The sequence below is a fragment of the Tenacibaculum piscium genome (genome assembly GCF_021390755.1).
Lineage (GTDB): Bacteria > Bacteroidota > Bacteroidia > Flavobacteriales > Flavobacteriaceae > Polaribacter > Polaribacter piscius.
This window is the reverse complement of sequence record NZ_JAJGWR010000001.1, coordinates 115,689-131,383: the sequence shown is the minus strand read 5'-3', so window position 1 is coordinate 131,383 and position 15,695 is coordinate 115,689. Positions and strand designations below refer to the sequence as shown.

The following is a 15,695-nucleotide window of genomic DNA, read 5'->3' as shown; positions in this document are numbered from 1 at the left end:
TTCAAAATGAATAAAAAAACAATTTTAGCGGTTTCAGTAGTTTCAGGAATTGGCGTTTTTGCGTTGGTTAAAAAAAATCAATTTGATAAAATATCAGATAATTTAACTTTTGCAATTAGAGATGTTCGGAATTTTAAAATTCGTTCTGGTCGTTTGTTTGTCGATTTGTATTTAACAATCGGAAACCCGACAAATGAAGCTCTAAATATTAATACAGGAGCGTTAAAAATGGAAACATTGCGAGTGTACGAAAAAGACACCAAAAAACAATTAGCAGGAAGTAATTTGAAGCTAAACAAAATAAATTTAGATGCTTTCGGAGCGTATAATTTACCAGCTATAAATTTCGGTATTCCATTAATGACTGGCGCAATGTTAATGCTAAATCAGTTGCAAAATAACAAAGTTGAGTTTATGGAACGCCTTTATTTTGAAGTTGATTTGAAATTTTTGAGCTTCAAAAAAACAATTACAATTTAATTTTAAAAATATATAATGAGAAACTTAAAAACATCGCATTTACAGATAAAACCATTAAAAAACGCTTCAAGTTTGGCAACTGATGCCAAAGGAAATGTAATTGCTGGAGGAGGTAGAAATGTACAGAAAATTACATTACAAAATCAAAAATTGGAGCTTAACAATAATCAAGTTAATGATGTTTTATATGTTAATGCTTCACCTCTATTGATTGTTATTAATTTAGATTCTATAAAAAAAATAGGCGACTCAATAACAGTTGTAAATACACGAAAAAATATGAAGTTTATATTTACAGGGGGAGCAGATACAGTGTACGATACTATTAGTTCTATGGATAGAAAAGGGACTATATATGGTTTTACAGGCGGTGATAGAGCAAGAGGACTTAATTATCACTGTTTAAGTAAGGTTATTACAAAAATATCTGAAACAGATTATCTAATAAATTAATGTAATGGGCAGAAAAGTAACAACAACACAATTACAAATAAAAGGCTTAAAAAATGCGAAAGTATTAGCTACTGATGGGCGAGGTTTTGTTTTTGAACGAGATTCGGAAAAAGGCGATAAAGGAGAAAAAGGAGATACTGGCGATAAAGGAGAAAAAGGAGATACAGGTATTCAAGGTATAAAAGGAGAAAAAGGAGATACAGGAATCCAAGGAATAAAAGGAGAAAAAGGAATCCAAGGTATTCAAGGAGAAAAAGGAGATACAGGTATTCAAGGTATAAAAGGAGAAAAAGGAGATACAGGAATCCAAGGAATAAAAGGAGAAAAAGGAATCCAAGGTATTCAAGGCGACCGTGGTTTTACTGGTTATCCTGGACAAAATGGACGAAATGGAAAACAAGGTTTAATGGGTTTACCTGGACCTAAAGGCTCTCCCGCAAAATCTTTACATACGCTTTGGCTCGAACTTGGTAATTCGGGAACAGTGCAAGATATGTTCGATTCTTTTAAAGGCGATAAAGGCGATAAAGGCGATAAAGGAGCAGATGGCGATTGTGGTTGCGATGAAACAGATACAGGCGGTGGCGTGGTAGTGCCTGACCCTGATGAACCTACTTATGATTATTATACACTACTTTCTACCTTAGAGAGAAGTACAGATTTTAACGTAACTGCACTTCGTACAGATGGCTTGGTAAAATATGAATTGCGTGATGGAACTACTCATGTAGGTAATATGCCACCACTAGATGTAAGTAACGGTACAAATGCAAATGATATAAAAATAAAAACGACTCTAGGAATAAAGCATTTAGATATTACGGATAAAAATATTAAGTCAATTGATATTTCTAATGAACCAAAGAATATTAGTCTAAGAGCTTTAAATAATCCTAATTTATCAGAAATATATCTATCACAAGAACAATATGATGGTAATGCAAGACAAGCTTGGAGTATTGATTCAAGCATCTTATTAGTAGTCGTTTAAAAAATAAAAATCAATGGCAAGCTACCCAACATTTCAAAAGAAAATACAACGAGCAGAAGGAGGTTATCAAATATTAAAAACTGATAGCGGAAATTACAATTCCTTAAAACAATTAGTCGGTACAAATTTTGGTGTTTCGGCTAAAGTTTATGAACGAAATATCGGCAGACCGCCAAGCATTGCGGATATGAAAAATATTACGCAACAAGTAGCACATACAATTTTCAAAAATCAATTTTGGGACAGTATCAATGCTGATAAAATAACATCGCAAGCAATTGCTGAAACATTTGCAGATCACGCAATAAACGCAAGCCCTAAAAGAGCTACAATAATAATGCAACGTACACTAAACAACGCATTTAATAAAAAGCTTTTAGTTGATGGAATTGCAGGAGGTAAAACAATTTCAGCAATTAACAGCGTAGATGCTAAAGAGTTATTTAATGCCTATTCACAAGCTCGTAAAAGTTATTACAGCAGTTTACGAGATTGCAAGCATTTTTGCCCTGTTTGGCATCGGCGAGTAGATGAATTAGCAACCGACCATAATATAAGTATCAATAAACCATTACACGGTTTATCAAAAAAAAAAGCCTAATATTTTTTGGTTTGATAGTCATTGCTGGAGCAACGTATTTGGGAGTGAAAAATCAGGAAATAATCAATAAAAAATTTAAAACATTACAATTATAATGACCATACAACAGCAATTTAAAAATTTAAACGGATCAGAAGTAACACGTAAACAGTTAGAACGAATTATCGCAAATGCAAAAAGAGCAAACGAAACTGAAATTGTTTACAGATTATCAAAAATTTTATTAGATAATAAAGGCGTAGATGCTTTTGATATTTCTTTACGAAATTACCCAACAGCCTTGGCAGGCTCAAGGCATAAAGGAGCGTACAAAGAAGCGTTAACCGAGTGCGGACGTTTGCGTAAAGGTTGGAAATTTAGCAAAGGTGGTGTGTTCAAAGTAGCTACTTTGGATAAAAAAACAAAGCAATTCTCAATGGGATTGAATGGTAAAAAGCCGTGCGGTTGTGGTGGTACTAAAACAACTTGTGGTTGTAAAAAAAAAAATCTAACAACGAACGAGGACTATTTACAAATTTCTGATTTAGAAGGTTTGGGATTGCCTTTTATCGCTAATCCTGAAACGGTTGAAGATCCAACGGCACTTGGAAAACCCTTTACAAATGATGACATTTATCAAATGATTACCGATAAAATGATTTCATTAGTTGAAAAATCAACTGGTAAAGGGTATGTTAAAAAATGGGGGCAAAAAGAATATTACGAAAAAGACGGATTTTTGATTCCAATTAATTTTGTATCAAAAAACGCCTATCGTGGCGTTAATCCGTGGATGTTAAAAGATGACTTTTTAGCAGTTATGGATAATCCTTATTTTATGACCTTTAAACAAATTAAAGAGAAAAAAGGAAAGTTAAAAAAAGGCTCAAAAGGTACGCCAATTGTATATTTTACATTGCTTTATAAGTTCGAAAATCCGAAGACAAAAAAAGAATTTGGAACATACGACAAAGATCGTATGATGAAATATATCAAAAATTTCGGGCATCAAGCAAAAGATTTTGATGATGTAGTAAATAGTATTGCAATTTTGAAATATTACAATGTTTTTAATGGTTCGGATATTGAAGAGATTGATTTCAAATTAGATGAATTACAATTAGGTAGAGTTGTAAAATCTGACGAAAGTTTAGCAAACGAAAAAAACGAAATTGCCGAATTAATCGTAACTAACTATCCAAAACCAGCACCAACTATTAAGCATGGAGGTAATAAGGCATACCATCAAGAAGCTAATGATTTAGTTCAAATGCCAAGATTTCAGAGTTTTGATACTCCGAATGATTATTACCGTACATTATTTCACGAATTAACACATTCGACAGGAAATAAAAAGCGATTAGCTAGAAAGTTAGGTAATAAATTCGGTTCAAAAGAATACGCAAAAGAAGAGCTTATCGCTGAATTTGGAGCGGTTTTTTTATCTGCACAAGCGGGAATTATTTGGCATACAAATAAAAATCATGCTGAATATCTGAAAGGCTGGAGTGGTATGTTGAAAATCGCAAAAGAAGATAATAAATTCCTGATGCGTGGAGCAAGTGCAGCACAAAAAGCATCTGATTTTGTGTTAAATTTAGATGCTAACAATGTACCAGCTTTTCACAAAGAATTAGGTAAAATAGTATCTACAAAAAAAACGGCTACTAAAAAAACCGCTTCAATTTCTGACGGTTCAGCGTATCCAGTAGCAATTCCTGAAACTAAAAAAACCATAACAGCAAATGCCCCTTTTGATAGTTGCGGACGTTTACGCAAAGGTTGGCATTACAAAAACGGTAAATTAACACAAGTTGCATCAAAAGTAAAAGCTACCAAAAAAGCCGAAATTAAAAAGATTGATAAACCTGCGGTTACTCCTACAAAATCTACGAAAAAAGGTATTGTTTTTGCATTAGAATCTGGTTTAGGTATTGGCTGTAAAAATCCTAAAACTGACAAAATACAACTTTTATTTTTCAGAGGTGAATATCCTCAAATGCTTACTAATTCATCAAAAACTAATTGGGTTGAAAAAAATGGTATTTTAGAAACAAACCTAACTAAATATATTAAAAGCAGGAATCATTATGTAGCATCTAAATGGGTAGATGATGATGATTTCGTTAATTTAATAGATAGTAAAGTACCTAAGATACATATAGATGCAAATCTAAGTTTAGACGATTATATTTATATCAAAAAAGATTATTTAGAATCGAGAATAGAAGAGGTTAAGAGCGATAACAAGAACGATATTAAAAAATGGAATAAAGTATATCTACCGAAATTAAGAAAGGAGTTAAGGGTGGTAAGTGGAAATATTGAGATGTATCTTGAAAGAAAATCTACACCAAAACCAAAACCAACCAAAAAAGATACTGATACTTTAATTACTTTTAAAAATGGTGGGTTGGCTTTTTCTAGTGTGAAATTAGATAAAATTCAATTTTATTTTCCAAAAACAACGCCTGTAAAACTCGCTAGATTATTTGCTATAAAAAAATATGGCTGGAAAAAAACGGATGGTATTTGGGAAACTACTGTATCTGAATTATACAGAGATGCAATGGATATTATCAATGAACATACCAATAAAAATCAAGTAAAATATCAAAAATTAACCGCAAATGATATTACTGAATTTATTGATAAACCTGCGGTTAAAAAAAAAGCTAAAACATCACCCAAAGATGAACTTTTTTCAAAAGAAGATATACCGTATCAATTAGCTTATGACGCTCATAGAGGCACAAGCTTTGACCCTGAAAAAAGAGCCGTATCTCATCAAAATGAATATTATAATACGCTAAAAGATACCTACGAAGTAAACTATAAAAAAGCAATAAAATTAAGTGTAGAAGATGATTTTGAAGCTAAATTCATACGTTTTAAAAATGGGTATCTAAACAGATACTTAGCTTATTTAAGGTCTAAAAACGGAATGATGTCCACTATGATAACAGGTGCTTCAAATTTCCCAGTTGCTAGAATGCGTAAAAAATCAGATGCAATTGATAAAAAGCTAAATGAATTAGTTGAATTTGTAGATAAATACGATAATTTCTTTAAAGCTAAAGCTCCTTCAAAAATAAAAACAGGTTCGGCAGATGCTTTGGAAAAATTAAATAAAAAATTAATTGATTTAGAAGAACAGCATTCTTTGATGAAAAAAGGAAATGCTGTTATAAATAAAGTATTGCGAAAAAAAGGACTAAGCCGAGATGCTCAAATTAAAGAAATTACCATAGGATTTGAAGACTTTTTTAAGCAAAAAACAATTGAAGCATGGGTTAAATTAAATAAAGATGGTAGCAGTATTAAATCGAATAGCTTTTATTTAACAAATTTAACAGCGAATATAAGAGAGGTGAAAAAACAGATTGTTCTTGAAAAACGATTAAAAGAATCTTCTGATGAAAAAGGAAATACGGAAATTGAATTTGAAAACGGTACAATTATAATTAATAGAGAAATTAATAAATTTCAGATTTTATTTGATGGTAAACCTGATGCAGATGTTAGAGCTTTTTTAAAAAAAGCAGGACACGCTTTTAAATGGTCGCCTACAAATGGTGTTTGGCAACGTCAATTAAATACTTATTACCGTGGTAATATTGACGATTTGTATGCTTTTTTAGGTGTTGAAGTAAATAATCCTCCAACAAAAAAAGCTAAAACCGTTGAAAAACCTGCGGTTAAAGAGGTGGAGAAAGATGTTTTTGTTTTAGATAATATTAGAGATGTTTTATCAATAAATAAGCTAATACCATTGATATTTACAAAAGATAAAAATCAATTAAAACCTAAAAGAAAATCAAAAAATAATAATGATATAGCTCAAAATAATATGTTTCATTTGTTAAATGACAATCATTTTAAACATCAATATTTCAAGGAAAGTTATTACACAATGATTGACGGCTTGAATCATTATAATATACCTGTTTATGTTGATAAGAAAATCACTGAAAAAGATTTTAAAACCCTTAACAATAAACAATTAATATTCTTAATTGAAGAATTGAGATTTTATGTTGGACGTGCTGGAAATTACAATAACGAAACAGGAACAAAACATCGTAAGCAAAAAGAAATAATAAGATATAACATTAACCAAATTAACAAAAAAATAAAGCTCCCTAAATATTCATTAGATGATACCTACGGAGTAGAAATGAGTAAAATGCAATCTTTTAAATTTGTGAATCACAAAAATAAAGATAAAAATCATAATCCTAATTTTGAATGGGACTATAAAGATGAAGAAACATACGCTAGAAACTGGTTAGATAATTATTTAACTATCAGAAGTAAACCGACAGAGGAATTTGGCGTATTAATGCCTGATTTAGATAGAATGCGTTATGGTAGATATTTAGATGAAAATAAAGATTTAGAATCTGCAAATACCATATCAATAGAAAAAAACAAAGAAAGAACACAAAATTGGTTAAACAAAGCAAATAAGCAACGAGGACTTGCAAAACCAAGAACCAGCCTTAGCGGTAATTCTTTAGCATCAAAATTAGCGAATAGACAAAATAAAGTAGCTGAATTTTATAAAATTCAAGATGAAAATATCAGTGAATTTTTAGGTAAAATTGAGGTAAAACAAAAAGAATCCGTAGTAATTACGCTTACAGGTGGTCAAGGCTCTATGAAAACTCGTTGTGCTTTTAGATTTATTAATGCTTTTGCTCAAAATTACAAAGTCGGACACGCCAGTATTGAGGAACACCCTGAAAGCACTTTATATTGGAATAAGGTACACGAATATATTTTAGACAAAGCAATGGCAAACATCTCGAATCCTGAAATAAAATCTATTGCTGATTTGGATCAATTAATTAAAGCAAATGATGTTATCGTAATTGATAGTTTTGCAAAACTTCAAGAAATTGAAAAAGGTTTCGAGGTCGATAAAGACTTACGTAAAAAATACGATGGTAAAATATTTATTGTAATTTTCCAACAAACTACGGACGGAAAAATGCGAGGCGGTTCAAAAAGTCAATTTGATGGCGATGTGATTTTGTTCACTCAAAAATTTGACGATTATCAGGAAAATTATATTTATGCCGATAAAAATAGGTATCAAAATAAAAATTTATCCGATTTAAAATACAATATTTTTGAAGGAATTTTAACAGTTACGGAATAAAATAAGGCACAAAAAAAGTGCTTACAGCTTCCCAGCTAATAAACACTTTTGTAGTAATATTGTATTTCTGACGTACATTTAATTACTGCAAAAGTATGAAATTAAAGGGAAATTAAAAAAATAGTTGTTGTTTGATTGTTTTGCCCAAGTTGTGAATGACTTGGGCATTTTTTTTAAAAGAAAATCTAACAATTCCCTTTATTTTTAACATATAAAACAACATCTTTTACAACCGTTTTTTGAATTGCAGAAATCAACGTTTCCATAATTTCATAATCTGGTTTTTTTGATTTTATTGGAAGTGAAACATTTAATACATCAGCATGTTTTGGATAAAAATTTCTACCATAATTAAATTGTCCGTTATAAGATGATTTATGAATTGCCGATGTTACAAAAATTGATGCTTTTTTAGGTAATTTATCAGTATGAACAACCGCAATATGGTCATCTCCTCCATATTTATAATTTCGATATTTTGCCGAACCAAACATATCAATTGTTGTTGTATTTTCTGAAAATTCTATTATATTATTTCCGATAAATGCAGAAACTCCTTCGTTAGCTTCTCCTGCCGTTACAAATGGTAAATCTCCAGAAATTCTATCAGCACTTTTTAATCTTCTACCACGAGTAGCTTTACCAAACAAATTTTCTAATTTAAATTCACTCCATTGAAATTTATCATTTTCAAAATCTAATAAAACTTGTTTTTCTTTTGCTGATAATTCATAATCATGTAAACCATTTTCTACCAAATACGCATCTAATTTTGCGATGCGTTCGGTTTCTAAATTGTTTATGAAATTTTCCATAAAATCAAAATCTATTTTCCCGTTTTTCGTTGGTAGTTGGATTTTAAAATTTAATTCTCTTAATTTAGAACTTGATAGTTGATTACCATATCCAAATCCTGTTAATGAATTTTTTAATGTGCTAATTATAAATTTAGCAATTTTATCGTTTAATTCTTTATTTGGGATTTTAAGAGTATGAACTTTCATTTCTACACTTGTTTTTTCCTTATGATAAAAAATACCACCATTCGTACCAAAAAAATTAACAGATATAAAATTTTTAAAATGTCTTGAATTTGTATTATTAGCGGTATCATAATAACCTAAAATACCATTATTATCAGATTTAGCAGAAATTCTAGGAATTTTACCTTTTATTAATTCTTCTCCTGATAATAATGAACCTGTACCTATTTCAAACAAATCACCAACTCTAAACTCGCCCCACTTAACGTTATTTAATTTTTTGTTAAGTGGGGAAATTACTTTCCCGAATTTTCATTTTGGTTATTTTGTTTTTTTAAGATTGTTGATATTTCCCACGCTAAGTAATCGCTAACGGTTTTTTTAAAATCGTTTAATGTTGGTTTGGTGTCTATCGGTGCTGTTTGATTCCAGTCAGCTCCATTTTTTGGGTCAATGGTGTTTTCGTAATATTCTTTATCAGTAAAAAGTTTTAGTTTGCTTTTACCAAAACGCACTAAATCTACAATTTCTTGATAACGTTCTTTTGCTTGGTCGGTATCTTTTAAATTGTTACTTGCTTTTTTACGGTTGCTTCGTGTGTATCCATCATTAGAAAAGTCAATAAACTTTACCATTTCATCTTTATGATGTTTTTCGTTTACTTTAAACACATAAATATTAGTTTGCACACTTGCTTTTCCGATAAAAATATCAACAGGCATTTTAATACTTGCTAAAAGCGTGTGTTTTTCTAAAATTCGTAGGTTAAAATCTTTTGCTTTTCCGCTTCCTGCTGAATTTTGTATAATAATAGATGCGTATCCTTTGTGCATCATATTTAAGGCAGTTTCAACAAAAACCATTCCGTTACCTTCAGCAGAATATGGAGGATTTAAAATAAAAGCACTTGCAGGAAATTCTTTATCTGTATCACCAAAACCATATTTTCCATCAAAATCGGTTAAGGAATCTTTATTTAAGATGTTAGAGCTACCATCACCCATCATAATCATATTTAAGATGGCTAACATATAAACGCTTGGTAATAATTCAATCCCTAATAATTGTTTGGCTTTAATGTGTACTTGTTTTTCAGCTAATTCACTTGGCGAAGTAATATTTTCTTTAGCATCAATCAACATTTCATTCATTGCCGAAACCAACAAACCAGCCGAACCAGTTGCAAAATCCCATACATAAGAATCTTTATTTACTCGTGCTAATTTTACCAATAAGTTTGAAATATAAGCAGGAGTTAAAACAACATCGTTTAATTTATCTAGCGAAAAACCAAGCCAACCGTACATTTCGTTAAATAACTTTCCTGTAAAATCGGTAGTTAAATCAATTTTGTAATAAATACCTAAATCATCAATAATTTTAGTAAAAATTCGACTTAATTGCGTTTTACCATTTTCAATTTTATTTAGATTAGAAGCTAAAAGTGTATTTTTAAGACTTCTAATAATAAGGTCTTTTTTATCGGTAGGAATATTGTTTTCTCTTAAAAACGATTCAATTTTACGAACCATTATTTCGCCATCGGTATTTCCGTGTTCTTGAGAAGATTTTAAATCTTCTTTTTTTAGAGTAGGAACTTTTCCCGCCACCCCAAGTGTTGCAATAATAGAAGCGGCAATAAGATAAACACGGTCATTTTCGCCAACTCCTTTTTCATTGTCAAAAATATGCTGATTTAGGTTTTTTAAAACTTTATCAATTTCTTTTTCTCTTCTTTCTTTTAGTTTTTCAAGTTCTTCATCAGTAAGACTTAATAATTTTACTTTTTCGATAAAGGCATCAAAATTTTCAGGAGCTAAGAAAGAAAAATCAGAATATTCACCTACTTTTTGCCCAACTCCTAAATTATCTTTAGATACAAAATATACACCTATTTCGTGATGAATATTACCTTTAGCATCTTTATATCCTGTCATACCAATAGCAATAATATCGGTGTAACTGGTGTGATGTAGTAAGGCATTTGCATAATGAATTGCTCCATTTACAGCAAAAGAACTTATATTTTTGTAGTTAGGTTCGTTTTTTATAGTGATATTTTCAACTTGATTTTCTTTATCTAGTTTTACTAATTTCCCTTTTTCACCTTTGTATTCAATTAATATAGGGTAGTAGTTTAAATTTTTATCTTGTAATAAAACTTTTGCATCTGGTCTATTTCCACCTTTACCGCCACCTTTAGATTCGTAATCTTTTAAAGCGTTATCAATTTCACTATTTATATTTTCTTGTTCTAATTTATACGGTAATTTATATGATTTCATCCAGCCATTAGCTAGGTCTGCAATATTTGGTTCTATTGATTGTGCCATTTTTTATAGTTTAGTTATGTATCATCTTTTTTCTGATTGTAAATAGATGATGGCATTGATACAGAAGTAGTTTTTAGATTAATTCATAATCATAATTCTTAGACCAGTCTTTTGGCAACTGCCCTCCTATTTCTCGTAAATATTTTCTTGTTGTATTTTCGTCAGTATGGCGCATTATTTCCTGAACTTTTAAAACAGATTGATACTCATTAAATCCTTGTTTATTTAAAAAATGATAGTATAAACTTAATGCGCTCGTATGCCTAAAAGAATAGATTCCATAGTCATCAGATAAATTAAACTTGGTTTTAATGATTTTAAATCTTCTAGTAAACCAATTTTCTTTTGATTTTTCTTTTTTAGTTTCCCAAAAAGCGGGTTTTTTATCTTTAGTAAAAATTGATTTTGTTTTATCAAAAGTATCTAAATTTAGTGTTTTCAGATACTCTTTATTAGCAGAAACTAATCTAACATAATCACGTTCTTTTGTTTTGGTTTGAATTTCGATTGAATTATTATCAAAATCAATATTTTCAATTTTCAAACGTATTATTTCAATTGGACGCAAAAAAGAATACCACATAAATTTAATGTAGTCATATAAATAAGGATCGTTTTCTTTTGTGTATTTTAGAATTTCATCTAATTGCGTTGCATTAAATGGTTTATTTTTTTTGGCGGTACTTTTTAAGAAACTTATTTTTCCGATAAAGTTTAACGGTATAATTTCGCTTTCTTCTAATTGCGTAAATAAAGAAGAAAGTAATCGTTTATGATTATTTCTACTTGTATTTGAGATACTTTTTACTTCGATTAAATAAGATAAATAAAAAGAAATATGCTTTCTAGTTATTTCAGAAATAGGACTATCTTTTAGGTTATTGGCAGATAACCATCTTGTAAATGAATTAAGATATACTTTATTTACATCAATTGTTGATTCTTTCCAAGTTGGTTCTTTTTGATTAAAAGCTAAATTCAAGGCTTCCGAACTTGTGTAAATTTTAGTATTTACATCAACTTTTATTTCTTTTTCAGCAAATGGATTAAATCCATCTTGCAAATATCTTTTTAATGCTTTTTGTAAATTTTTACTTGCTAAATTTCGACTGGCAATAGTCTTTAATCTGTTAATTCCTTTTCTTTCCGTAAACTTAACCATTTTACCATTTTTCGGATTTCGATAATAGTAGTAAACGTGCCATTGTTTGTTTATACTAATTTGCTTTTTGCCGTTAATGAGTTCTTTATATCGGTAAATTTTCGGTTCTGAATACAAGTTTTTTAAGATATTAAAGCGTAAACTTAGCGTTTTTAACTGCTCGTTTACAGGTTCTTTTGTAGGTTCTTTTAACTTATTTATAGTCATAAAAAAAATGCTTTAAAAGTTTTTACACTTTTAAAGCATTGATTTCATTGAATTTAAAATTCTGTACGGGAGAAGAGACTCGAACTCTCACACCTTTCGGCACTAGATCCTAAGTCTAGCGTGTCTACCAATTCCACCACTCCCGCGTACTAGGTAATTGTGGGTGCAAATATAAACAATACTTCGAAACTACAAAGCAGAAGCACAAAATTTTTATTATTTTTGTTAAATCAAATAACAACAGATGGAAAACGTACAAAAATACATTGCTCAACATAAAGATAGATTTATAAATGAACTTATCGATTTATTAAAAATTCCTTCTATAAGTGCCGACCCTGCCTACAAAAAAGACGTATTAAATACTGCCGATTTTGTTAAAAATAGTTTGGAAAAAGCAGGTTGTGATACCGTAGAAATTTGTGAAACACCAGGCTACCCTATTATTTATGCCGAAAAAATTATCGACCCAAAGTTACCAACAATTTTAATTTACGGTCATTATGATGTACAACCTGCTGACCCTATCGAATTATGGACTTCGCCTCCGTTTGAACCTGTCATCAAAAAAACAGCAATTCATCCTGAAGGAGCAATTTTTGCTCGTGGGGCTTGTGATGATAAAGGACAAATGTATATGCACGTAAAAGCATTAGAATACATGACAAACACAGGAAATTTACCTTGTAATGTCAAATTTATGATTGAAGGTGAAGAAGAAGTTGGTTCTGAAAGTTTAGCTTGGTTTGTTCCTCGAAATAAAGAAAAATTAGCCAACGATGTCATTTTAATTTCTGATACAGGAATGATTGCCAATGATATTCCATCAATAACTACAGGATTACGTGGTTTAAGTTATGTAGAAGTAGAAGTTACAGGACCAAATAGAGATTTACATTCAGGTTTATACGGAGGAGCTGTGGCAAATCCTATTAATATTTTAACCAAAATGATTGCCTCTTTACAAGATGAAAATAATCATATTACTATCCCTGGTTTTTACGATACTGTAGAGGAATTATCCGCAGAAGAACGTGCTGAAATGGCAAAAGCTCCCTTTTCTTTAGATGCGTATAAAAAAGCCCTAGACATCGAAGATGTTCACGGGGAAAAAGGCTACACAACGAATGAACGCAACGCAATCCGCCCTACTTTAGATGTAAACGGAATTTGGGGAGGCTACACAGGCGAAGGTGCAAAAACTGTTATCGCATCAAAAGCATACGCCAAAATATCAATGCGTTTAGTGCCAAATCAAGATTGGAAAGAAATTACCGAATTGTTTAAAAATCATTTCGAAAGTATTGCTCCAAAATCAGTAAAAATAAAAGTTACACCGCATCACGGAGGACAAGGGTATGTTACGCCAATCGATAATATCGGTTATAAATCGGCAAGTAAAGCCTATACCAAAACCTTTGGAAAAACACCAATTCCACAACGTAGCGGAGGAAGTATTCCTATCGTTTCGTTATTTGAACAAGAATTAAATAGTAAAAGTATTTTAATGGGATTCGGTTTAAATTCTGATGCCATTCACTCGCCAAACGAACATTTTGGCGTTTGGAATTACTTAAAAGGAATTGAAACAATTCCTTATTTTTATCAATATTTTACCGAATTATCAGAATAAAATAGCTTTTTTAAAAACCTATTAATACTATAAAAATAGCCTTGAAATTTAAAATTTCAAGGCTATTTTTTTGATATAATTCAATAATTATCTTCTGATAAAAATTCATCAAAATAAACAAATTAGTGTAATTTATCTATCGATAATGTTGTAAACGGATTCTATTTGTGTAATTCTTAGTAAAATCGTAACATTACATATCTAAAAATACTATAAATGCACGAAGACAAAAACATCAGTGAAATTAAAATTCAAGACCAAAAAATTATTGAAAATAAAGAGCTAAATATATGGGAAGCCTTAATTCCTGTATTGGCTTTAATCATAATGTTGGCGTATAATGTTTTTGTATATGGTGATGATGCGTTAAGTGGAAGTAATCAATTTATATTATTATTAGGAGGAGCTGTCGCGGCAATTGTTGGTTTTAAAAATAAGGTTTCTTACGAAAGAATGATGGAAGAAGTTGCGGAAAATATCAAATCGACCGCAGGCGCTATTTTAATTTTACTGATGGTTGGTTCTTTAGCTGGAACTTGGCTAATTAGTGGTATTATTCCTTCGATGATTTATTACGGATTACAAGTTTTAAATCCGACGATATTTTTAGTGGCATGTTTAATAATCAGTGCAATAATTTCGATTGCCACAGGAAGTTCTTGGACAACTTCAGCAACCGTTGGTATCGCCTTAATTGGTATTGGTGATGCTTTAGGAATTTCATTAGGAATGACCGCTGGAGCTGTTTTATCGGGTGCTTATTTTGGTGATAAAATGTCACCAATGTCCGATACCACAAATTTAGCACCGGCAATGGCAGGAACGGATTTATTTACACATATCCGTTATATGACGTACACAACAATCCCTACTTTTATAGTTACAATGATATTTTTTATCATCTTAGGATTTACCCAAACAGCAACAGGTGAGGCCGACACTCAAAATATGCTTGCCGATATTGACAAAGCGTTTAATATCACTCCGTGGTTATTTTTAGTTCCAGCCTTTGTAATTTTACTGATTGTTAAAAAAACACCGCCTTTAATTGCCTTATTAGGAGGTACTGTTTTAGGAGGAATTTTCGCTTTAATTTTTCAACCAGATGTAGTCGCGCAAATTGCTGGCGTACAGAATTTAGATTTTAAATCGGCATATAAAGGCGTGATGCAAGCAATTACTGTAGAAACTTCTGTGGCTACGGATAATGAAGTTTTAAAAGATTTATTTACCGCAGGTGGGATGAAAAAAATGCTAGGAACGGTTTGGTTGATTCTTTTAGCGATGGTTTTCGGTGGAATTATGGACGCCATTGGTGCATTGGCAAGAATAAGTAGTTTTATGCTCGGTTTATTTGATTCTGTTTTTGGATTATTTGCCAGTACGGTTGCTACCTGTATCGGATTGAATTTTACGGCTTCTGACCAATATTTAGCGATTGTAGTTCCAGGAAAAATGTATGCAAAAGCGTATCGAGATAAAGGATTAGCTCCTGAAAATTTAAGTAGAACTTTAGAAGATTCAGGAACGGTAACTTCGGTTTTAATTCCTTGGAATACTTGTGGAGCGTATCATTCGGGCGTGTTAGGTGTACCTGTGGTTGATTATGCTTTCTTTGCAATGTTCAACTGGTTAAGCCCATTTATGACCTTACTTTTTGCCGCCTTCAGAATTAAAATTAGAGAACTTGCCAAAACATCAAAGTAAGA

General features: G+C 30.9%; 10 protein-coding genes and 1 tRNA gene. 7 read left to right on the top strand and 4 right to left on the bottom strand.

Annotated elements, in window-relative coordinates:
* Positions 1-6 precede the first annotated feature (6 nt).
* The 5 genes from L0U72_RS00570 (at position 7) to L0U72_RS00550 (ending at position 7,668) form a co-directional block, all read left to right on the top strand.
* Positions 7-480, top strand: coding sequence for a hypothetical protein (locus L0U72_RS00570; protein WP_193700569.1), 474 nt, complete (start codon positions 7-9; stop codon positions 478-480).
* 15 nt (positions 481-495) lie between these two features.
* Complete coding sequence (locus tag L0U72_RS00565; protein WP_233898128.1) at positions 496-933, top strand: hypothetical protein; 438 nt, start codon at positions 496-498, stop codon at positions 931-933.
* A 4-nt stretch (positions 934-937) separates the two neighbouring features.
* Positions 938-1,924 (top strand): collagen-like triple helix repeat-containing protein, encoded by a 987-nt coding sequence (locus tag L0U72_RS00560; RefSeq protein ID WP_233898127.1) that lies wholly within the window; start codon positions 938-940, stop codon positions 1,922-1,924.
* A gap of 13 nt (positions 1,925-1,937) precedes the next feature.
* Positions 1,938-2,525 (top strand): glycoside hydrolase family 108 protein, encoded by a 588-nt coding sequence (locus L0U72_RS00555; protein WP_233898126.1) that lies wholly within the window; start codon positions 1,938-1,940, stop codon positions 2,523-2,525.
* A 94-nt stretch (positions 2,526-2,619) separates the two neighbouring features.
* Complete coding sequence (locus L0U72_RS00550) at positions 2,620-7,668, top strand: ArdC family protein (protein WP_233898125.1); 5,049 nt, start codon at positions 2,620-2,622, stop codon at positions 7,666-7,668.
* 185 nt (positions 7,669-7,853) lie between these two features.
* On the opposite strand, the gene L0U72_RS11770 is transcribed toward L0U72_RS00550, so the two are convergent.
* The 4 genes from L0U72_RS11770 to L0U72_RS00530 all read right to left on the bottom strand — a co-directional run bounded on the left by L0U72_RS11770 (position 7,854) and on the right by L0U72_RS00530 (position 12,499).
* On the bottom strand, positions 7,854-8,948 hold the full coding sequence (locus tag L0U72_RS11770) for a restriction endonuclease subunit S (protein ID WP_317206236.1): 1,095 nt from the start codon (positions 8,946-8,948) through the stop codon (positions 7,854-7,856).
* A complete protein-coding gene (locus tag L0U72_RS00540) occupies positions 8,948-10,984 on the bottom strand; it encodes an HsdM family class I SAM-dependent methyltransferase (protein ID WP_233898123.1) in 2,037 nt (678 codons plus the stop codon). Before L0U72_RS00540 ends, L0U72_RS11770 begins: the two co-directional genes overlap by 1 nt.
* Before the next feature lie 73 nt (positions 10,985-11,057).
* Positions 11,058-12,353, bottom strand: a complete 1,296-nt coding sequence (locus tag L0U72_RS00535) for a tyrosine-type recombinase/integrase (RefSeq protein ID WP_233898122.1) — start codon at positions 12,351-12,353, stop codon at positions 11,058-11,060.
* A gap of 64 nt (positions 12,354-12,417) precedes the next feature.
* Positions 12,418-12,499 (bottom strand) — tRNA-Leu (locus L0U72_RS00530).
* A gap of 98 nt (positions 12,500-12,597) precedes the next feature.
* Between L0U72_RS00530 and L0U72_RS00525 the strand changes: the two genes are divergently transcribed.
* Together L0U72_RS00525 and nhaC are read left to right on the top strand one after the other, a co-directional pair.
* Positions 12,598-13,986, top strand: a complete 1,389-nt coding sequence (locus tag L0U72_RS00525; protein WP_233896840.1) for a dipeptidase — start codon at positions 12,598-12,600, stop codon at positions 13,984-13,986.
* A gap of 216 nt (positions 13,987-14,202) precedes the next feature.
* Positions 14,203-15,693, top strand: a complete 1,491-nt coding sequence (nhaC, locus tag L0U72_RS00520; protein ID WP_233898121.1) for a Na+/H+ antiporter NhaC — start codon at positions 14,203-14,205, stop codon at positions 15,691-15,693.
* Positions 15,694-15,695 lie beyond the last annotated feature (2 nt).